General features: G+C 63.9%; 18 protein-coding genes and 4 pseudogenes. 13 read left to right on the top strand and 9 right to left on the bottom strand.

The window, feature by feature from the left end:
* From J0I99_RS06150 to J0I99_RS06140, 3 genes and pseudogenes are all read left to right on the top strand, one after another.
* A complete protein-coding gene (locus tag J0I99_RS06150) occupies positions 1-921 on the top strand; it encodes a hypothetical protein (RefSeq protein WP_291396587.1) in 921 nt (306 codons plus the stop codon).
* On the top strand, positions 914-1,681 hold the full coding sequence (locus tag J0I99_RS06145) for an SDR family NAD(P)-dependent oxidoreductase (protein ID WP_291396585.1): 768 nt from the start codon (positions 914-916) through the stop codon (positions 1,679-1,681). The genes J0I99_RS06150 and J0I99_RS06145 overlap by 8 nt, the downstream gene beginning before the upstream one ends.
* A 90-nt stretch (positions 1,682-1,771) precedes the next feature.
* A pseudogene (locus J0I99_RS06140) lies at positions 1,772-2,319 on the top strand (GguC protein); the annotation flags it as partial.
* Between the two features lie 34 nt (positions 2,320-2,353).
* Here the strand turns inward: J0I99_RS06140 and J0I99_RS06135 are convergent.
* A pseudogene (locus tag J0I99_RS06135) lies at positions 2,354-3,327 on the bottom strand (IS3 family transposase); the annotation flags it as partial.
* A 69-nt stretch (positions 3,328-3,396) separates the two neighbouring features.
* Entirely contained in the window at positions 3,397-4,581 is a 1,185-nt protein-coding gene (locus tag J0I99_RS06130) for a mandelate racemase/muconate lactonizing enzyme family protein (RefSeq protein ID WP_291396584.1), read from the bottom strand.
* A gap of 116 nt (positions 4,582-4,697) precedes the next feature.
* On the opposite strand from J0I99_RS06130, the gene J0I99_RS06125 reads away from it, so the two are divergent.
* From J0I99_RS06125 to J0I99_RS06090, 8 genes are all read left to right on the top strand, one after another.
* The gene (locus tag J0I99_RS06125) at positions 4,698-5,795 is read left to right on the top strand and encodes a LacI family DNA-binding transcriptional regulator (RefSeq protein WP_291396582.1); all 1,098 of its coding nucleotides are present in this window, start codon (positions 4,698-4,700) and stop codon (positions 5,793-5,795) included.
* 4 nt (positions 5,796-5,799) lie between these two features.
* Complete coding sequence (locus J0I99_RS06120; protein ID WP_291396580.1) at positions 5,800-6,873, top strand: mandelate racemase/muconate lactonizing enzyme family protein; 1,074 nt, start codon at positions 5,800-5,802, stop codon at positions 6,871-6,873.
* A 105-nt stretch (positions 6,874-6,978) separates the two neighbouring features.
* Positions 6,979-8,574: an ABC transporter substrate-binding protein gene (locus J0I99_RS06115; RefSeq protein WP_291396578.1), complete on the top strand. Its 1,596-nt coding sequence runs from the start codon at positions 6,979-6,981 to the stop codon at positions 8,572-8,574.
* A 63-nt stretch (positions 8,575-8,637) separates the two neighbouring features.
* A complete protein-coding gene (locus J0I99_RS06110) occupies positions 8,638-9,585 on the top strand; it encodes an ABC transporter permease (RefSeq protein WP_291396576.1) in 948 nt (315 codons plus the stop codon).
* An 11-nt stretch (positions 9,586-9,596) separates the two neighbouring features.
* Entirely contained in the window at positions 9,597-10,469 is an 873-nt protein-coding gene (locus tag J0I99_RS06105) for an ABC transporter permease (protein WP_291396574.1), read from the top strand.
* Positions 10,466-11,509, top strand: coding sequence for an ABC transporter ATP-binding protein (locus J0I99_RS06100; protein ID WP_291396572.1), 1,044 nt, complete (start codon positions 10,466-10,468; stop codon positions 11,507-11,509). The genes J0I99_RS06105 and J0I99_RS06100 overlap by 4 nt, the downstream gene beginning before the upstream one ends.
* Complete coding sequence (locus J0I99_RS06095) at positions 11,506-12,510, top strand: ABC transporter ATP-binding protein (protein ID WP_291396570.1); 1,005 nt, start codon at positions 11,506-11,508, stop codon at positions 12,508-12,510. Before J0I99_RS06100 ends, J0I99_RS06095 begins: the two co-directional genes overlap by 4 nt.
* 48 nt (positions 12,511-12,558) lie before the next feature.
* Positions 12,559-12,738 (top strand): tautomerase family protein, encoded by a 180-nt coding sequence (locus J0I99_RS06090; protein WP_291396568.1) that lies wholly within the window; start codon positions 12,559-12,561, stop codon positions 12,736-12,738.
* A 286-nt stretch (positions 12,739-13,024) separates the two neighbouring features.
* On the opposite strand, the gene terL (J0I99_RS20295) is transcribed toward J0I99_RS06090, so the two are convergent.
* The 4 genes and pseudogenes from terL (J0I99_RS20295) to J0I99_RS06075 form a co-directional block, all read right to left on the bottom strand.
* The gene (gene terL, locus J0I99_RS20295) at positions 13,025-13,435 is read right to left on the bottom strand and encodes a phage terminase large subunit (RefSeq protein WP_367115355.1); all 411 of its coding nucleotides are present in this window, start codon (positions 13,433-13,435) and stop codon (positions 13,025-13,027) included.
* 263 nt (positions 13,436-13,698) lie between these two features.
* Positions 13,699-14,546: pseudogene (locus tag J0I99_RS06085) on the bottom strand (ABC transporter permease).
* A pseudogene (locus J0I99_RS06080) lies at positions 14,546-14,830 on the bottom strand (ABC transporter permease subunit); the annotation flags it as partial. The pseudogenes J0I99_RS06080 and J0I99_RS06085, both read right to left, overlap by 1 nt.
* 235 nt (positions 14,831-15,065) lie before the next feature.
* Positions 15,066-15,272, bottom strand: coding sequence for a helix-turn-helix domain-containing protein (locus tag J0I99_RS06075; RefSeq protein ID WP_291396566.1), 207 nt, complete (start codon positions 15,270-15,272; stop codon positions 15,066-15,068).
* A 139-nt stretch (positions 15,273-15,411) separates the two neighbouring features.
* Between J0I99_RS06075 and J0I99_RS06070 the strand changes: the two genes are divergently transcribed.
* Together J0I99_RS06070 and J0I99_RS06065 are read left to right on the top strand one after the other, a co-directional pair.
* The gene (locus J0I99_RS06070; protein WP_291396564.1) at positions 15,412-16,194 is read left to right on the top strand and encodes a hypothetical protein; all 783 of its coding nucleotides are present in this window, start codon (positions 15,412-15,414) and stop codon (positions 16,192-16,194) included.
* A 70-nt stretch (positions 16,195-16,264) separates the two neighbouring features.
* The gene (locus J0I99_RS06065) at positions 16,265-16,576 is read left to right on the top strand and encodes a hypothetical protein (RefSeq protein WP_291396563.1); all 312 of its coding nucleotides are present in this window, start codon (positions 16,265-16,267) and stop codon (positions 16,574-16,576) included.
* Here the strand turns inward: J0I99_RS06065 and terL (J0I99_RS06060) are convergent.
* Genes terL (J0I99_RS06060) through J0I99_RS06050 form a run of 3 tightly spaced genes read right to left on the bottom strand, consistent with a single transcriptional unit; the run spans position 16,524 to position 19,867 of the window.
* Positions 16,524-18,005: a phage terminase large subunit gene (gene terL / locus J0I99_RS06060; protein ID WP_291396560.1), complete on the bottom strand. Its 1,482-nt coding sequence runs from the start codon at positions 18,003-18,005 to the stop codon at positions 16,524-16,526. The genes J0I99_RS06065 and terL (J0I99_RS06060) overlap by 53 nt on opposite strands.
* The gene (locus J0I99_RS06055) at positions 17,998-18,468 is read right to left on the bottom strand and encodes a DUF5681 domain-containing protein (RefSeq protein WP_291396558.1); all 471 of its coding nucleotides are present in this window, start codon (positions 18,466-18,468) and stop codon (positions 17,998-18,000) included. Before J0I99_RS06055 ends, terL (J0I99_RS06060) begins: the two co-directional genes overlap by 8 nt.
* Before the next feature lies 1 nt (position 18,469).
* Positions 18,470-19,867: a DNA methyltransferase gene (locus J0I99_RS06050; protein ID WP_291396556.1), complete on the bottom strand. Its 1,398-nt coding sequence runs from the start codon at positions 19,865-19,867 to the stop codon at positions 18,470-18,472.
* Positions 19,868-20,351 lie beyond the last annotated feature (484 nt).

The following is a 20,351-nucleotide window of genomic DNA, read 5'->3' as shown; positions in this document are numbered from 1 at the left end:
ATGGACCCGATCAAGATCGAAAACGAGCAGCTGCGCGTGACCGTATCGCCAAGCTACGGCGCCCGCGTAGTAAGCCTGCTCGACAAGGCAGTCGGCCGGGAGTGGATGGCCCAGGGCGGATACAGCCCGAACACCGGCGAGGATGCCCAGTATCGAGCCGAAGAGTGCGTCGGTTGGGACGAATGCTTTCCAACCGTGTCCCCCTGGGACGCGAGCGGCACCAGCTGGGGCCGGCGCCTGCGCGACCACGGCGATGTCTGGGGCCGCGAGTGGACTGTAGTCCGCAGCTCCGAGATAGAACTCACCCTCCGCTACGACGATCCGCAGTTTCGGTTCGAGCGCCGGTTGCGGGTCGATGGCCCGCACCTGCGGGCTGACTACCGCCTCGACAATCTCGGCGGAACCCCGCTGCCCTATCTCTGGGCGCTGCATGCCCTCCTGGCCGTAAGCGACAGGGATCGCATCGTGCTTGATAGCGTCGATACCGTTTCGGTCACGCACCTCGCCCGTGACGGAGTTTCCGTCATCAAGGCGTCGCTGCCCTGGCCCGGTCCAAGTGCTGATTGCCTGGAACCTCTCGATCGCGTGCAGCCGGTTCAGTCCCGGTTTGCCGCCAAGCTTTACGCCACCGGCCTAGCCGGAAGGCACGTTGCCGTCGGTCATGGTGAGAAGTGGTTGACGATCGCATGGGACAGAACGATCCAAGACCTTGGCATCTGGCTCAACTATGGCGGCTGGCCGCAGCCCGGCAACATCCACCACATAGCGCTTGAGCCGACGACGGCTCCGGTCGATCACCTCGGCCAGGCGCTGGACCTTCCCGGTCCTGCGACACTGGCGGTGGGTGAAAGCCGCTCGTGGATGGCCACGATGAGTGTCGGTCCCCGCGAACAAGCAAACGAGAGCAACACGCATGACTAAGCGCCTTGAAGGTCACCACATAGTCGTCACCGGCGGCAGCCGCGGCATCGGCGCCGCGATTGTCGAAAAGGCACTCGCAGAGGGCTCCGGCGTCTCGATCATCGATGTCGAGGAGGAAGCCGGCCGGGCCTTCATCGCATCGCTGAATGCGCCCGACCGGGTGTATTTTGCCCGCGGCGACATTCGTTTTGCCGACGATATCGAGGACTTCCACCGCGGCGCGGTCGCCAAGCTCGGGCCGGTGACCGGCCTCGTCAACAACGCCGGGCGCAACTCGAATGCCGATCCGGTGACGATGACCGAAGTGCAATGGGACGAGTTCATGTCCGTTGACCTCAAGTCGGCATGGCTTTGCGCCCGGGTCGTACTGCCCGCAATGATCGCAGCGAGAAAGGGAGCGATCGTCAACATCGCCTCCGTCCATGCCGATCACACTTTCCCGGGCTATTTCCCCTATGCCGCGGCCAAGTCCGGTCTCGTCGGCTTGACGCGGTCGCTCGCCCTCGAGGTCGGACGGCACCAGATACGCGTCAACGCCCTGTCGCCCGGCTGGACCGAGACATTCCTCGTTGCCGAGTATTTTGCGCGCAACCCGCCCGAGATGCGTCAGAAGGTGTTGGACGTACACCCGATGGGGCGTATCGCCAGCCCGGCGGAGATTGCCAACTGCGCCGCCTTTCTGCTGTCCGACGAGGCCAGCTTCGTGACCGGCGCAAACTGGCGCGTCGACGGCGGCCTTGGTGCAAGGTTCGCCGGCTAGATGCACCTGATCCAGTTCATTGACGACAAGGGCAACCGCGCCGTCGGCGCCACCGAAGACGGTACCACCAGTACAGTGACCGGCGTTGCCAGTGTCTATGCCTTCGCGGCCGAAGCAGCCGAGCGCGGCCTGAGCCTGCGGGAAGTAGTGATCGAGAAGGGCCTCGGCGCTGCCGTGGACAAGAACAAGATCGCCGCCGAAGGCCGCCTGCTGGCTCCGGTCGATCACCCCGATACTGCCCACCTCTACGTCACCGGCACCGGCCCCACCCACCTCGGTTCGGCCTCGACCCGCGACGCCATGCACAAGTCGAACCAGGAGGCCGCCGAGGCACCGCTGGCCGACTCAATGAAGATGTTCCGGATGGGCCTCGAGGGCGGCAAGCCTGCACCCGGCCAGGTCGGCGTGCAGCCAGAATGGTTCTACAAGGGCAACGGCAACATCGTCGCTGCCCCGGCAAGCCGATCCCCTCGCCGGCCTTCGCCAGGGACGCAGCCGAGGAGCCCAAGATCGCCGGCATCTATTATGTCGGCAAGGACGGCACGCTGTTCCGGCTCGGCTTCGCGCTCGGCAACGAGTTCTCCGACCATGTGACCGATCGGGTGAACTACCTGTTCCTCGCCCACTCCAAACTCCGCTCCTTGAGCTGCTGCTGATTTTTCGGACACGAGGTTAAGCTAGCATAGCTTTGTCCTCGAACTCGACTGGGCTGAGATAGCCCAGCGTTGAGTGTCGCCGGCGCGGATTGTAGAAGCGCTCGATGTAGTCGAACACGTCCGCCCTGGCATCATCCCTCGTCCTGTAGACCTTGCGGGCACACCGTTCGGTCTTGAGCGAGGAGAAGAGGGGCTCCATCGCCGCGTTGTCCCAGACGTTGCCCGACCGGCTCATCGAGCAGGTGATGCCGTGGTCGGCCATCAGGCGCTGGAACTGCTCGGATGTGTATTGGCTGCCCTGGTCGGAGTGGTGCAGCAGGCTAATGGGCTTGCCTCTCCGCCAGATCGCCATGCGGAGTGCGTCGGTGACGAGCTGGGCCGTCATCTCTGCCTTCATCGCCCAGCCGACCACGCGCCGGGAGAACAGGTCGACGACAGCGGCAACGTAGAGCCAGCCTTCGGCGGTCTAGGTTGTCGGAGATGGCGGAACGCTTGCGGTATCCCTGGGCAGGCCACGGCGCCTTGGACGTGCCCGCAGGCCGTTCTCCCGCATCAGCCGCTCGACGCGATGCAGGCCGCAGTTCGGTCCTCCGCCAGCAGGTCGTGCCAGACACGCCGGGCACCTTAGGTACGGTCGCTGCTCGTGACGCTGCGATCGATGGTCGTCACCAGCCTTCGTCCTGCCGCGAGCGGGCGCTGGGACTGCGGTTGAGCCAGGCATGGAAACCCGACCGGGAGATATCCAGCGCCTCGCATAGCCATGCCACCGGCCAGATGCCCCGGTGCCTCGCGATGAAAGCGACCTCACGTCACTTCCCTCGCGAAGAAGGCTGCGGCCTTTTTTAGGATGTCGCGCTCCGCCTTCAGCTTCGCCGCTTCCTTGCGCAGCCGCTCGATCTCAAACTGCTCCGGCTTCATCTGGCCATGACCGGGAAACGCATGCTGGGGATCTGCCGACAGCTCCCTGATCTTCGACCCCTGCATGATCGAGCACGCCGCCTACCGCCTGATGCCGGGAACGGCATGCCCGACTGGCCGCCGCAGCCGGTGCGGGCGCTTCTAGTCGCGCGGAAGCAGGTTGGGATCGACCTCGACGCCGAGGCCCGGCGCGGCGCCGATATGCGCTCGTCCGCCACGGATCGCCACACCGCCGCTGAACGGCGTGCCGGCAAAGAAGGTGTGACCCTGAGCATCCAGCGGAAAGTGATGCCTGATCGTTGCACCCAGATGGCACAGCATCGTGTCGCCGAGCAGGGTGAACGGCATCGTGTCGAGGCTGACCCCGATGCCGTTCGCTTCGCAGATGTCGATGATGCGCCGGGCGGGCCACAGCCCGCCGACGCGGTTCGGCTTGAGCACGATGCGGTCGGCCGCCTCCATGCGCACGATCTGCAGCATGGCGGTTGGCGACGTTACCGATTCGTCCAGCACCACGGGAAACGGCAGCATCCGCCTGATCTGCGCGTGGCCAGCAAGGTCAAGGTGGTGCAGCGGCTGTTCGATCGCCATGTTCGGGTGAAAGGCCTGCCGCCGCACGCGTTCGAACATGGCCACCGCCATCTTGGCATTCATGATGCCTTGGTTCGCATCGACATCAACCTGGACATGATGCGGAAGCCGCGCCATGACGCCGGCAACCTTGTCTGCATCGGCATCGAACAGGGCCTTGGCGTAGCCGTGCTGTCGCAATTGCGAGCCGATCTTCAGCTTCAGTCCGGTGAAGCCGCGCTCCACGTAATAGTTGCAGACGCCCAGCAACTGATCGACCGTGTGGCCATGCATTTGCGTCTGCAGTTCCAGTTCCTGCCGATAGCTCCCGCCCAGCAGCTCGTAGACCGGGCAGCCCTGGGCCTTGCCCGCCAGGTCGTAGATCGCCATGTCGATCGCCGCCTGGGCCGGCCGGCATCCCGGGACGCCGATGCTGGCCACGGCCTCCATGCGGTGGTGGATGCCGGCGATGTTCAGGGGGTCCTCGCCGGTGAGGACGTTCCGAAAGCGGCCGAGCCAGTCCAGCATGCTGCCCATGCCATGGCCAAGATAGTGCGGCAGGGTGGCCCCGTCGCCATAGCCTTCGAGTCCTTCGTCCGTCCTGATGAGGACGAACACCGTTTCGGGCGGCGCATAACGGCGCGCTGCCAGCATCTCGGGCGTGAATGTTGCCTGCTGGTCGGCGGAAGCGTCGGTTCCTGCGTCGCCGGGCGCTTCGAGAGTAAGCGGGAAGAAGTCGATTGATATGATTTTCATCTTGCAGGAACACCCGGGTTACGAAACCTGATATAACGATATACGTTGACCGTCTAGCCGCCTCAGGTTATCTCAGGGCCGGTTCGGACCTAACTGCGGAACCAAGCGCGCGACGCATGACTAAGCGTTTATCCATCACTCTCAAGGACGTTGCAGCCGAAGCAGGCGTCTCCGTCGGCATCGCCAGCCGCGTTCTGGGGGGCTATGGCTCGTTCAGCGAAAAGTCGCGCGCCAGCGTCATGGCCGCGGCGAAAAAGCTCAACTACCGTGCCAACGGCGTGGCCCGCTCGCTGCGTCTGCGCCGGACCAATACGATCGGGGTGCTGATCAGCCAGATCAGCAGCTATCACTGGACCACGTTTGTCCAAGGCGTCGAGGAGGCGGCGAAACGTGCGGGCTACGGCGTCATTCTGTCCAATACCGGCGACGATCCCGCTCGTGAAATGGATTGCCTGCGCGACATGCGCGAACGAGGCATCGACGGCATCATCGCGTCACCTCTCGATCGTAACGTGCGCGCCTTCAGGCAGGCGGTGGATTCCGGCTTTCCCATCGTCACCGTCAACGTCGATGTCGGCAGCGAAAGGGCAGCCGTCGTCGCCACCGACGAGCGGCGAGCCGGCGCCGACGCGGTTGCCTACCTCAGCGGCCTTGGACATCGCCGGATCGGCCTCGTCGCCGGCGACCTGGAACTCGAGAGCGGCAGGCTGCGCCTCGAGAGCTATCGCGTCGGGCTTGCGGAGGCCGGCCTCGAGTCCGACGAAACTCTCGTTGTCTACGGTAACTACCGCCGGGACGAAGCCTATGCCGCGGCGCGCCGCCTGATCTCCCTGACCGAACCTCCCACCGCCATACTGGTATGCAACGAGTCGATGACGGGGGCAGTGCTCGAGTGCCTGCGCGACCATGACGTTCGAATCCCGGGCGACATCAGTCTCGTCGGGTTCGATGATCCGGACTGGGCCAGATTCTATTCGCCGGCGATAACGACGCTGCGCGAGGAGCGATATTACATGGGCAAGCTTGCATGCGATGCGCTGGTCTCCAAGCTAGAGCGGAGCGGTCACTCCCCGGACGCCGCCCAGTTGACCCTTCGGACCCGTCTCGTGGTTCGGCAATCGTGTGCCGCCCCGCGCGCGGCCCCATCCCCTGTCCACGGACTTGTTGGCCGAACGGTCGCGCCCGCAGACCCCCGCTCTCATCTGACGGATTGAAGTCGTGCAGATTCGCTGGTTCGAAATTGTGGGTGCGGAGGCCGGGGGCAGGGGTCTGCTGGCGTCCTTGCACGACGGCGACCTGACCGGATTCGGCGAGATCTGCCTGCCGCAGGCCGCTGCACAGTCTGCCGCACTCGGGCTGCTGCAATCAAGCGCTCGCCTACTCGGCGCCGTCGACGGGCGCAACATCAACTCCGCCCTCGATGCGATCGCCACCGTGACCGACCGGGACGCTACGATCGGGCCGCCGGTCCTCGCTGCGCTCGACATTGCACTCCACGACCTCAACGGCAAGCGCCGCGGCTGCCCCGTCCATGCGATGCTAGGAGGACGTTACCGGGAGGAGATTGCGCTATCGCACTATCTCGGCAGCGGAACCAGTTTGCCGGATCGGGAACCGGCCGGCGCTGCCGTGGTGCTCGAGTATCGCGGCGGGCCGACGCGACAGGCTGCTAGTCACGGTGTCGATTCTGCGGCAGGTTGGCTGTCGGGAGCGATTGGCCGGATCGGTCCGTCGGTGCAGGTCGACATCGAGGCATCCGGGGCCTTCGACAACCCCGCAGTCGCCCGCACTTTCATCGAGGGCCTGCTGATCGCGGGGCCGCGACTCAACCTCAGCCTCATCCAGCCGTTGACCGAGACCGACCTCGTCGGCCATGCGACTCTCTGTGAGACCCTGCCCATCCCGATCGTCCTCGACGGCTCGGTTCGATCCGCCGCAGCAATGGGGCAGATTGTCCGGTTGGGTGCCGCTGACCGCGTGCTTTTGAGCATCGAGCGCGTTGGTGGGCTTCGTGCCGCCATGCAGGTCGTCTCGCTGGCCGAAGCGGCTTCGATAGGCGTTTCGTCCACCACACGTTGCTGGACAGCTGTCGGCGCCGCCGCCGCCCTCCATCTGGCGTCGGTGCTGCATGACACGCTCCCGGCCAGGCTCGACAATCTTTTGGTTGTCGACGGGCCGGTAGCGGGACACGGTTTCGCCGTAGCGGCGGGCTCTGTGAAGCTCGGCGATGCGCCAGGGCTCGGGATCCGCCTGCACGACGATGCCCTACTGGCCTTCCGGCCGGTTCTCTAGTCGTCCCTAGCCCCGTCGTATTCCCTCGTTCTCCGCAGTTTGCGCTTGCACACCGGAAAGCTCGCGGCTAGTTTAAGTATATCGTTATACTCAGGGAGGGGTAAAATGGTACATCGTCGTCATGTCGTCGCCGGCCTCACGGGCGCTGTCGCAGCATCGATGCTGCCAGTGCCGCTGCTCGGTCTCGGGTCTCGGACGCTGGCGCAAGCGGCGCCGATCTTAGGTGGGACGCTCAACATCGGCCTGCATATCCCGCTCAGCACGCTGGATTGGCAGTCGACGGTCTCGCACCCGCTGCCGCACGTGATGGGGCACGTTTTCGAGGGGCTCTATGGGTTCGGAAAGGACTTCAATGCCGCGCCCGAACTGGCCGAAAGCGTCGAGGCGACGCCGGATGGCCTGAAATGGACCTTCAAGCTTCGCTCCGGGGTGAAGTTCCACAACGGCGACACAGTGGATGCTGAGGACGTGAAGGCGTCCCTCGAGCGCTGGCGAACCGTCGGACCCAAGGGTCCCGGCCTCGCCACCGTGACCTCGATCGACACTCCCGACCCGCTGACGGTCGTGCTTAACTTCAGCTCGCCGATGGGCCGCTTCCTGCTGCTTATGCTGGGCTCGGACGAGAACAAGTTCGTCGTCATGCCCAAGGAGATCGCCGAGGCTTCCACCACGCCGGGCAAACTCACCGAGGTGGTCGGAACGGGGCCGTACAAGTTCGTCGAGTATGCGGAAGATCAGTACGTCAAGCTCGCCAAGTTCGCCGGCTACGCGGCGCGGGACGATGCCCCGAACTACCAGGCGGGCAAGAAGGTCGCCAATTTCGATGAGATCATCTTCTGGATCGTCACCGAGTCCACCACCCGCGTCGCCGGCCTCGAATCCGGGGAGTACGACGTCATCACCGACGTGCCCGACACCGAGTATAAGCGCCTCAGCGCCAGCGCCGACATCGACGCCATCAAGAACGGCCCCGGCGTCCTGATGTACATGATGTTTAACCACAAGAAGGGTCCGACGGCGAACCTTGCCATGCGCAAGGCCATCCAGTCCCTCATCGATCCGATCGAAATCGCGAAGGTGGCGGTGTCCGATCCGGCCTTTGCGCTGACCAACCCCAGCATCTATGCGCCCGAGAGTGCCTACAACACCGACGCCGGCTCCGACCTCTACAAGCCCGGCGACATCGAAGCGGCCAAGCGCTACCTCGCCGAGGCCGGCTACAAGGGCGAACCCGTCACCATCCAGGTGATCTCGGGGAACGACCTGCAGGAGAAGGTGGCAGTGGTGCTGGTCGAGCAGGCCAGCCGCGCCGGCCTCAAGCTCGAGATCGGCAGCTACGACCTCAACACCTGGGTGGCACGGCGCCGGGACCCGGACGCGCTGAACATCTACACGTCCGGTGGATATTGGGTCGATCCGTCGCTATGGCACCCCGAGTTCAACGGCACTTTCCCCTCGCCCGAGGTGGGCTTTATCAGCGACGAAACCGAGGAAATCTTCGGCAAGCTCGCGGCGGCCACGGAATTTGATGTCCGCAAGAAGCTCGGCGAGGAACTGCAACGCTCCTTCTATGCCCAGGTCGCGATGGTCAATCTGGGCTATACCTACCGGCTTGTCGCCAAGCGCAAGAAAGTGCTCGATCCCGACGGGAACCTTGCCCTTGGCAACTTGACGCTCAACGGAGTGGGCTTCGCCGCCTAGCGCAAGAAGAATCGAGGGGCGCGGGCGGCAGCCGCCCGTACCTTTTTCCCGTGGGGAGGGAAGATGCTTGCTTATGCGCTGCGCCGTATCGTCATATTTGTTCCAACCCTCTTCATCGCCCTGACGCTGATCTTCGTGCTGACACGGTTGCTGCCCGGCAGTCCGGTGGCCACCCTGTTAGGGGGGCAGTCCGTGAACGCCGCCAAGATCGAGGAAGTGTCGCGCCAGCTGGGCTACGATCGGCCCATCCTGGTGCAGTATGTCGAGTGGCTGCCCAGGATCCTCAGCGGTAGCCTCGGGCAATCGCTTTTCTTCACCAAGCCGGTAGCCGAGGTGTTGCTGCAGCGCCTGCCGGTGACGCTTTCGCTGACCGTCCTGGCGCTGCTGGTTACCATCGCCATCGGCATCCCGCTGGGCATCTGGTCGGCGGTTCGGCGCGGCAGCCTGCTCGACTATTCTGCTAACGTGCTGTCGAGCCTCGGCATGGCACTACCGCCCTTCTGGCTCGGCTTCGTCCTCATCCTGGTCGTTGCCGTCGCGCTGAAATGGCTGCCGTCGTCCGGGTACCGGCCGATCGAGATAGGGATCTGGCCCTGGCTCAGCCGGATGATCTTACCAACCATCGCCCTCAGCCTGTCGCAGATCGGGCTGATCGTCCGCATGACCCGTTCGACCATGCTCGAGGTCCTCGAGACCGAGTATGTCGGCATGGCGCGCGCCAAGGGCATGCCGGAACGAATCGTCATCATCCGTCACGCGCTGCGCAATGCCATGGTCCAGATCATCACCGCCATCGGACTTCTCTATGCTCTCGGGCTGGGCGGCTCGGTGATCATCGAGCAGGTGTTCGCCCTGCCGGGTCTAGGCGAGCTCATCACCACGGCCGCCATCCGGCGCGACTATGCCACGCTCGAAGGCGGCATCTTCTACCTGACCCTGACTGCTCTCCTGGTGAATCTGGTGGTTGACCTCGCCTACGCGTACTTCAATCCGAGGGTGCGGCTGGCATGATCGACGGACGAGTGAGCCTAGCGAGTGTGCCACGGCGTCCGGCGCTGGGAGAGCGTCTGCTCCTGTGGGTCGCCAGCAACCCCATGCTGGCCATTGGCATGGCCATGCTGACCTTGCTGGTGCTCTTCACCCTGCTGACGCCGCTCCTGGTTCCCATAGATCCGCTCAGCATTTCGGCGACAGCAAAGCTGCAGCCGCCGGGCTGGGAGCATCCGCTGGGCACCGACGAACTCGGTCGCGATCAACTGTCGCGGCTGGTCGTCGGCGGCAGCATCTCGTTGCGCATCGCCATCGCCGCGACGGCCCTGACCGCTGTGTTCGGCGTGGCGCTGGGCATGGTATCGGGCCAGTACCCGGCGATCGACATCGTTGTCAGCCAGATCTCGGACTCGCTGCTAATCTTTCCGGGCGTCGTGCTCGCGATCATGATCCTCGCGGCGCTCGGGCCCTCCGAGTTGAACGTGATCATTGCCGTCTTCGTGCTCTACGTGCCCCGCGTCATCCGCACGGTGCGGGCTGCGGTCATCGAGTATCGCGACGCAGACTTCGTGCAGGCGGCACGCTCGCTCGGCGCAAGCGATCTGCGCGTTCTGGCCCTGCACATCTTTCCCCGCGCCATCGGACCAACCATGGTGCAGCTGTCGCTGGGCTTTTCCTCCGCCATCCTAGTGGAGGCCGGCCTTAGCTTTCTCGGTCTCGGCGCGCCGCCACCCGCGCCGACCTGGGGCGGCATGATCAGTGGGGCCCGCGAATACATCCGTACGGCGCCTTGGATGATGATCGCGCCGGGCGCTATCATCACTTTCGCCGTCCTTAGTCTCAATCTTATCGGTGACGGTCTGCGCGACATGCTCGACCCGCGTTCGAGGGCGGCCGGCCAATGATCTCCGATGCGTCCGCAGTCCTGACGGCTTCTCCGGTCCTCGACGTCCGCGACCTGACCATCGCGTTCCGCCACCGCGCTGGTCCGGTTCAGGTTGTCCGCGGTGTCGACCTGAGCGTGGGGCACGGCGAGATTGTGGGCCTCGTTGGCGAGTCCGGCAGCGGCAAGTCGATCTTCGCCCGGGCGATCCTGGGAACCCTGCCGCGGCAGGCGGAAGTTCTGGAGGGCAAGATCGCCTTCAGCGGCAGCGACTTGCGGCGCGTGCCCCCGTCCGAGGTGAGGCAACTGCGCGGCGATCGCATGGCGCTGGTCCCCCAGGAGCCGATGACCAGCCTCAATCCAGCCCTGCGCATCGGCCGCCAGTTGACCGAGGTACTCGAGGTGCACCGCCCCGAGATTGGTTCCGCGGCGCGGACCGCGCGTGCCATCGAGATGCTCGATCTGGTGGGGGTGAATCTTCCCGGTGAACGGCTTGCCCAGTATCCCCACCAGTTGTCTGGAGGACTCCGGCAGCGCGTCGCCATCGCCATGGCCCTCATCTGTGGTCGGGTCGAGCTGCTCATTGCCGATGAGCCGACGACGGCGCTGGACGTAACCATCCAAGCGCAGATTCTTGACCTGTTCGTCAGGCTGCAGGAACAACAGAGGATGTCGGTCCTGCTCATTACGCACGACCTGGGCGTGATCGCCCAGACCGCGCAGCGCGTTGCAGTCATGTATGCGGGCGAACTGGTCGAGGTCGCCGGGGTCAACGAGCTGTTCGCCATGCCGCATCATCCATACACCCGCGGGCTTCTCGATTCCCTGCCGCGCGGCGGCAACGCGGCCCGCAAGTCGCACCTGCCTTCGATCGAGGGCACCGTGCCGTCGCCGGCCGCTCCGCGGCAGGGCTGCGCGTTCGCCGATCGCTGTGCCTTCAGAGTCGATATCTGTGGTCGAAGGGCACCGATGCTTGAGGCTACAACTTCGGGACGCTCGGTGCGTTGCCACCGCTGGCAGGAACTAGCGGACCGCTTCGCTTGCCGGGACGCAGTCACATGAGCACACCCGCCCCGCCGCTGTTGCAGGCCAGTGGCTTGCGCAAGCGGTATCGCCTGCGGAGCGCCGGAGCCGTTCGCCAGATCACGGCGGTGGACGACGTCTCGATCCAGCTCGTCCCCGGCCAGACGCTGGCCATCGTGGGGGAATCGGGATGCGGCAAGTCGACCCTGGCCAAGCTCGTTACCCAACTGGAGACTGCCGACGCCGGCGAACTGGTGTTCGACGGACGCCCAATCTCGATAAGGAGTCGAAGCGAGCGACTTCGGTTCAGCCGCGATGTACAGATGGTCTTTCAGGATCCATACGGCTCGTTGACGCCCCATTTCAGGGTCGGCTCGCTGGTCGCCGAACCGTTGAGCGTGCACCGGCTGGCGAGCGCCACAGCCGTCCGGAAACGCGTCGCCGAGATTCTCAGCAGTGTCGGACTCGGACCCGAGATCGCCGGGCGCTTCCCGCACGAACTGTCGGGCGGACAGCGCCAGCGCGTCAGCATCGCACGGGCGATCGCGACCCGACCCCGGCTCATCGTCTGCGATGAGCCGGTCTCTGCCCTCGATGTCTCGGTGCGATCGCAGATCGTCAACCTGCTGCTCGATCTGCAGCGCGATCTCGGACTGTCCTACCTTTTCATCTCGCACGACCTGGCGCTGGTCGACCACATCGCCGACACCGTGTGCGTCATGTACCTGGGGCGGATCGTCGAGCAGGCGCCGGCCGCGGTTTTCTTTGCCGCGCCTCGCCACCCCTATTCGCGTGCCCTGATGAGTTCGAGCCCGGTCCCCGATCCCCGCCGCCGCAACAACGCACCTGCCGTGCAGGGCGAGGTGGAAGCGGGCGCGATCTCCACCGGCTGCCGCTTTCGCAACCGCTGTCCACTGGCGGTCGACCGGTGCGCCCAATCGGATCCCCCACTGGACCCGGTTGCGCCGGGTCACCTGGTCGCATGCCATCGGGCCGAGGAGCTTGGAACTCGGGCTCTCTGGACGGCGCAACTCGGGTAGAAGAGTTTCACGCCTGGACAAAGCCGGAAGGGCAGGTGCTGCATGCCAATGATCAGGGTTGAACTTCTTAAGGGGCGTACGATCGCCCAGAAGCGCGAGTTCGCGGAGGTCGTGACGCGCGAGGCGGCACGCATCCTGAAATGCGCGCCCGACGTCGTCGACGTCGTCTTCCAGGACGTCGAGCGCCACGATTGGGCTAGCAGTGGCAGGCTCGAGGCCGACAGGTGAACGTCGCCTGGGGGCGGCTGTCCCGGATGTCGTAAGTTGGGCTTGTTGACTTGCTGATGCCCCGACCCAATTGGTGCCCCGGGGAATGTGCTACGCCCCAGGCGCGATTTTTACCGCCCACCGAAGCTCAACTTTCGGATAACCTCGTTGCGGTAGCTTCAGATCAGCGGCAAACGTACCGAGTGGCCGCTCATGATTCCCCGATGGGAGCCAGCCATTAAGGGTTGTCATTCAATGGCGAGGATATGCGCGAGCGCGTCCTCCGCCAGACGGGCTGGACCATCAGCTAGGTCCGCGGCCTCAGTCGCTTTCGCTCAAACTTTGGCCGACCCTCAGCGGTAATCTTTAGTCGGCCCTTCGGTTGGTGGCGCATGTGGTTGAGGAACTGGCTGAGACTATCTACCTGATCGTCATACCGCGCGTTGGGAAAGCCGGCAATCTCGCTGAGAAAGGCCTGCAGCCATTCGGCTGACTCTGGCAAGTACACTCGCCTCTCCTCGATGCTGGCCGAGCAGGCTGAGAGACGATCTTCCTTGCTGCCTTTCGGATTGACCGTCCGATAGCGGCCCAGCGTATCAAGCTCGCGTAGGTCACTGTAGAGGTTGCGGCCACTGTCTGCGCGCTCGAGCAGGACACGTCCCGTTCGATGTCTGTCGACAACCTTCAGGATTCGCCGACGCAGCAGAAGGGTATTCAAGGCGTTCGCGATAGGGCAGCCGCCGCGTCATGGCCTTCGACTATTCCAGCACGGTGGCCGCCATCCCACTGCGACGAGGCGGCTGACCAGCCCGAAGCGGGCGATGGCGACCGCAGCATTGGCAGCCATGCCCCCGGCCTAAGCCCTTGGCCGAACGCCGAAATCTTCTGGTCGAAGCCGGGCATGGCCGGGACATCGACAATCATGTCAACGTCCAGATCGCCGATGCACAGCACATCCGCGCGCTCATCGTCGGCCCGCCATCAACTATTGACATGGGGGCCGCCATAGGTCGGATCGAAACGGTCGCGCATCCAGTCGCCGATCAGGCTGATCGCGAGCGTGGTCACCACGATGATGGTGCTGGGAAACAGCATGATCCAGAAGGCGTTGCTAATGTAGGAGCGGCTGTACCCGACCATGCTGCCGAGGCTGGTCATCGGCGGCTGCACGCCCAGTCCCAGGAACGACAAGCCGCTTTCCGCCAAGATAAACCTCCGGGAAGGCCAGAGTGGCGGAGACGATCATCGTCGCCGAGATGTTGGGGATCAGGTGCCGCACATATACCCGCAGCGGGCTCGCCCCCAGCTGGCGCAGCGCCAGCAGATATCCCTGGGTGTTGGCCGAAAGCGCGAGACCGCGTGCCAGTCGCGCGTGCCGCTCCCAGCCATAGAGGCCGAGCAGGCAAATGAGGATCACGCGCGAGGAAGGGCAAGGCGGCCTGCACGTCGATGAGGACCAGCGTCACCTGCTCGAACATCCCCCGGAAATGTGCGGCGAGAAGCCCCAGCAATCCGCCCAGGATCACGCCCAGTACCGTCGCACCGAAGGCGATCATCAGGCTGATGCGGATGGCAGTCATCAGGCGCGACAGCGGGTCCCGTCCGAGTTCGTCCGTTCCCAGGATGTGGACGGTTGTGCCCCCGAACCCGAGGGGCGGCGAAAGGCGCGCCGCAAGATTGATCTGCGTGATGCTGTAAGGGCGCACGTCTGCGAAGATGCCGATGAATACCATCAGCGCGACCCAGCCCATGGCGAGAGCAACGCTGAGCGGAATCGGGCGCCGTCGCTTCAAGTTTGCCGGCGTTGCCACGGGAGATACGTCAACCATTACTCGTCGCCTCCGCGAATTCGGGGATCGAGCACGCTGTAGAGAATGTCGACGGTCATGTTGGAGATAACCATGGTCGTGGCGACCAGCAGCAGCACGCACTGGACCACCGACACATCGCGCGCCGCGACCGAGGTGACGATCAACTGACCAAGCCCGGGCCAGCTGAACACACTTTCAACCACGACCGCGCTGGCGAGCAGGCCGCCAACCATGAAGCCGATGGTGGTCACGTTTGGAATTGAGGCGTTCGGCAGGGCATGGCGCGCCACGACCGCGCGCCAGCCGGCTCCCGGCCTCACCCACCAGCCGCCGGGCTACTCACGGCAGCGAACGCCGCCAAATCGCCGCCTAAATCAACGATATCGGCCAGAAGCGGTCACCTACCGCATACTGGGGCAACCGTCTGTCCGCCTGTCTGTCCGCCGAGCATCATGCCCGGAGAGCCGCAGTAACAGCCTGCTACGTCCTGACTCCCTCTCCGCCGTGACTGATTAGGTAGATATTCGGTGCTCCGCCTCAGGCGCGGAGCAATGCTTCCGGCGCCACCTTCAGGGCCGCAGCTATGACCCCGATATTGTCGAGCCCGACGTTTCGGATGCCGCGCTCGATCCCGGAAATATACGTCCGGTGCAGTCCTGACTCGAACGCCAGGTCCTCCTGCGACATGCCGCGTTCCTTGCGCAACCGCTTGATGTTCGTCGCAAAGATTCGTCGGAGCTCCATGCCCAGGAGCCAATGCGGATGTAGCCGATCAATCTACAGCCGATGAGTCTCATTTCGAGTTGACTTGTAGCCTATGAGTCTCATCAGTGTTCGTCATCAAACCGAACCTGATTGGAGATCAGTTTTGCGCACAAAGCCAATGGCTTACGGACAGCTCACCAATACCGAGGCCACGCCGGCACGAAAGCACTTGGGCGTCGTGGCCGCCCTCGCGGTCCTGGCCGCGGCGGGTGTCGGCGCCCCGGCGGTGGCCGAAGAGTTCGGGCCTGATGCTCTGAAGCTCTACTGCGACGGCCAGCAGCGCTACCTCGCCGCCATCCGCGAGGCCGACAGGAAGTTCGGGATTTCCGGCACCGATGAAAAGGGTGAGTGGATCCGGGCGCGTCAGGCCGAAAACTACACCCAGATCGAGAAAGACCTCGGCGCGCCCTACACCGAGTGGGAGCCCATCGCGATAAGTGAATCTTGGGGCCAGCGGTGCGAGGCGCTGTGGCGCGGCTGGGTGACCATCGACGAGGCCGACGTGAAGGCATCGACCAGCGATGATGCCAAAAAGGTCGAAGAGGCGCTGATGCTCTTCTACATCAAGATGAACGACCGAGAGCTGTTCAAGAATTTTGACGGCAGGCCGTACACGAACGTCAACTGCAAGTCCGACATGTTCGACGGGTTCCGCCTGACCGGCTGCACCCTCGCCGGTGGCGGCTTCCTCGATGGGTTCTTCAGTGACCCGATGATCTTCGTGGTGGCCAACAAGGACGGACAGCCCACGTTCGCACCCCTTGAGAGCAACACCAAAGAGCACATCAAGCTCGCCTCTTACGGCGACGTGGAGGGGAACCCGGTGATGACCAGCTGGTACGTCGGACCGTATCCGCTCCCGTTCAACTGGGCTGAGGCGGTGGAGCGGTTGGGCCAGTGACCGGCGGGAGGTCGGATCGGCGTGGGCGAAATTCCTCGCCCACGCACGACCGCGCGCCAGGGACTATGAGATGAATAAGCGCGAAGCTAATGCGCGGTACTACGCCGCCCATCGCGACCGGATCATTCTGCGCGAGAGCGAATTGCGGCCCTCGACCATCCTGGAGCTCATCGACTGTCTTGAAGACCAAGAGCCGCATCCGCACGACAAGCGGGTCGAACGGCTTGGGCGCCTGTTTGTCGAACTGACTGGCATTGAGCCCGAGCAATTTAGAAGGGCCAGTGGCGGGGCGGTGGCCAGCAGCACACCGCCAGTGCAGGCGGGTCTGCTCAGCGTGGACGAAGCCGCTTGCGCTCCAGCTTCGGGCGACCCTCGGGGCTGAGCTTCAACCGACCGCCCGACTGGCGCCGCATGTGGTTGAGGAACTGGCTGACGCTGTCGACCTGGTCGTCGTGCCGGGTGCTGGGGAAGCCGGTGATCTCGCGCAGGAATGCGGGCATCCAGTCAGCAGACTCCGGCAAATAGACCCGGCCCTCTTCGATGATGGCCGAGCAGGCGGCGAGGCGATCTTCCTTACTGCCTTTCGGGGTCACCGTGCGATAGCGGTTATGTCGGTCGCGCTCGATCAAGTCGGCATAGAGGTTGCGACCACTGTCGGCTTTCTCAAGCAGCACGCGCCCGGCGCTATGGCGACGGGCGACTTCGAGGATGAGACGTCGGAGGTCGGGATATTCGAGCCGCTCGCGGTAAACTCGTAGCAGATAGTAGCGATTGTCCTTCACGCCCCAGACGGTCCCCACCGAGAAGTCGTTGTTGTCGTTCGCCGCAGAGGCGGTATCCCAGGAGGCGACGATCGCATCGAAGCCCAGTGTGAGGTCGTCCGCTGTGTAGGTTTTGAACCACACCGTCTTCACCAGGTTGCCCTCGCGCGGCAGCGGCTCCTGCTGGTACTGCGCCGAGAACACCAAGGAACCGAGGTCGCGCTGGAGCTGGGCCAGGGTTTCGTGGTCCTCACGGTCAGGGTCGATGACGCTGCCGGCGGCACGGACGTACGGCGCCGGCCTACCGATCACCGGATGGAGGGTGTCCAGGTCGGCGATGGCCGGCACCTTCAGCACCGTCCAGCCATGGTCGGGCGATGCGGTGAGATAGCCGGTGACATCGTCCTCGTGCAGGCGCTGCATGGCGACGACGATGCGCCCAGTCTTCTTGTCATTGAGGCGCGAGAACAGCGTATTGGAGAACCACTCGTTGACGCGTTTGCGCTCTGCCTCCGACTGCACGTCACCCGGCTTGATCGGATCGTCGACGATGATGATGTCGGAGCCGCGGCCGGTGAGTGTGCCCTCGACCGAGGTCATGTTCACACCACCGTTTCGGTCGGTGACAATCTCGGACGAGGTGTTCTTGGTCAGGCGCAGCTCTGGAAACGCCCGCCTGAACCAGGGGCTGCTGAGGACGCTGCGCAGATCGCGCATCATCTTCTCGCCCAGCTCCTGCGAGTAACAAACGAGGGTGAAGGTCGTGCCCGGGTTCCGTCCGAGCACGAACGCCGGAAAGGCCACCGAAGCGGAGATCGACTTCAGGTGCCGCGGTGGCACATTGATGATCAGTCGCTTCAGTTCGACCCGCTCGACCTGGTCGAGGTGCCAAGCCATCGTGCCGAGCAGCCAGTTTGGCTTCAGATTCTGATCGTTGTTGAGGTGCTGAAACGTCTTGGCGATGAAGGCGTCGAACCGTCGAGTGAGCAGCACCTCGAGCACAGCCGCCTGATCATCGACGGGCAGGGGGTGTTTCAGGACCTCATTCATCGGCAAAACCTTTCAGCAGGTTGTGCAGCAGCTCCTCATCGGAGCGCGACAGGTTGCGATCTTCTGGGACTGATGCGTCCTGTGCCTCAAAGACGTGCAACAGAGCGAACAGCAGCTTGGTCTGGGAGGCCTTTCCGCTGAGTGTGTCAGCAACGACCCGCTTCATAATCGCTTCGAGCTTGGTGACTGTTGTCACCCTGCCGTTCTCACGCAGGGTGACCTTGCTCCGCAGCTCCTCGCGCAAGAGCGTGAATGGACTCTTTGCCCTTTTCGGTCGGCCGTTCGGGTTGCCAGACTGGCCCGGTTGGAACTGCGACTGTTTCGGCGGCTTGCCATAGCCAACCTCATACGGTTGTTCCGCGGGAGGCGAGGACTCCGGAACCAAGGTTTCGGTTGAAGGTCGGGGCCGCTCCCGCTGGCGAACAGTGGGAGTGGCACCCACACTGGTACGAGCACTGGTCATGTCAAACCTCCTCAACCAATGCGGGGCTCGGGCGCACGCGAGCGCGAACGGGTCGGTCAACGATCGGGGATATGTCTTCCGCGCTGGTCTCGGCCCGCTGAACCGCCAGCGTGTCGAACGTCAGGCCAGTTCCCTGTTGAATCGCCTCGATGCCGAAGCGCGACCTAAACCGTCGAATGGCGACATCGACGTAGAGGGGATCGAGTTCGGTGCACCTAGCGATCCGTCCTGTCTTCTGAGCGGCGACAATCGTGGTGCCGGAGCCGACGAAGCTGTCGATCACCAACTCGCTGCGATTGGTCAAATCCATGATAGCGTCAGCGATCATGGCGACCGGCTTTACCGTGGGGTGCGCCTCGAGGTCGGCCATGCGACCGGCGCCAAAAGTGTTCACGCCGGCGTAGTCCCAAACGTTGGTCCTGTACCGCCCCTTGGCGCCGAGCATCACGTTGTTGACGTGCGAAGCCTTACCCTTCTTGAACAAGCAAAGCAGTTCATGCTTGCTGCGATAGAGGCTCCCCATCCCGCCGTTCGACTTATTCCAGACGATGAGATTGAGCAGCCTTAGCCCAAGCTCACGTCCGACCCGGAGCATGGTCTCGACGCTGCGCCAGTCGATGAACAAGCCCACGACTCCGCCGTCCACCAGGTTGGCAGCCATCACCACGATGGCCTCGCGCAGGAAGTCCTCGAACTCGTCTGGCGTCATCTCGCCAGACGCCTGCACGAACTCCCGATGCTGTTTTTTGCCGAGCCCGCCCACGTGACCATCAACCGGCACGTTGTAGGGAACGTCGCTCAGCACCAGCCGCGCGGTCTCGCCGCCCATCAGGACGTCGAAGGTCTCGGAAGACAGCGCGTCGCCGCAGACCAGCCGATGCTCTCCCAGCCTCCACACGTCCCCGACGCGACTGATGGCGATCGCGTTCGGGGCAGGGGCCTCGTCATCGGGACCCTGCTGCTCCTCTGACGAAACGGGGTTGAGGACCAGGTCGATCTCCGCGGTGTCAAAACCGGTGAACTGGAGGTCGAAGGTGTTGTCGATCTCGAGAATGCCTTCGAACTCGAGCTTCAGGACATCGCGGTCCCAACTGGACATTTCGGCCAGTCGATTGTCGGCGATGCGGTAGGCCCTGATGTCGGCGGCGGACAGATTGCTCGCGACGAGCACCGGCAACTCGTCGTAGCCCGCCCGTCGCGCGGCCTCGACGCGAGCAACTCCGGCGATGATCTCGCCGGTCGGTTCAATCAGAGGCGGACACAGAAAGCCGTAGCGCCGAATGCTGGCGCGGATGCGTTCGATCTGGGCCTCGGGGTGCTTTCGTATTCTTGGACCGGGGCGCAAGTTTGCGGTGGGCCAGTATTCGATTTGTCGGCTGTTGTTCGCACGGTTCGGCACGGGTGGTTGGGTCCTTCGCACTTGAGCGCTCCTGTTTTAGCCGGCACTACAGCGGTGGCCGGGTGGTCGCGCGCCACTTCCGAACGAGGGAGAAGCAGCGACGCGAACAAGATTGCCGTCGTCGGGCGAACGAGGGAATTGGGGGTTCCAATGAAAAGTCGGCACCCCCTCATGGGGCGATCGACAATCGCTTGATGCGACCGGATCAGGGCGAGCACTCGTTGCGCTCAGCAAATGAACCCCGGTGCAAAGGCAGCCGGGCACCTGGATCGCGATCCTCAAAATTAGGCCGTTCCAGCGACCTTGATCACGGCGGGTTCAGGACCCGAAATTCGGTGATCGAGCGACAAAATTCCCTGTTCCAGGGCTTAGGGAATTCCCCTGCTAACGCACTGAAGAAGCGGAGAAGATCGGCGGCTCACCAGCTACGAGAAGGCCAGAGAACGGGAGAAATCCCTGTATTCTCCCGCCGAACAGGGAAATC

The organism is Devosia sp., assembly GCF_017307495.1.
In the GTDB taxonomy this organism is placed as follows: domain Bacteria; phylum Pseudomonadota; class Alphaproteobacteria; order Rhizobiales; family Devosiaceae; genus Devosia_A.
This window is presented reverse-complemented; position numbering and strand designations above follow the sequence as displayed.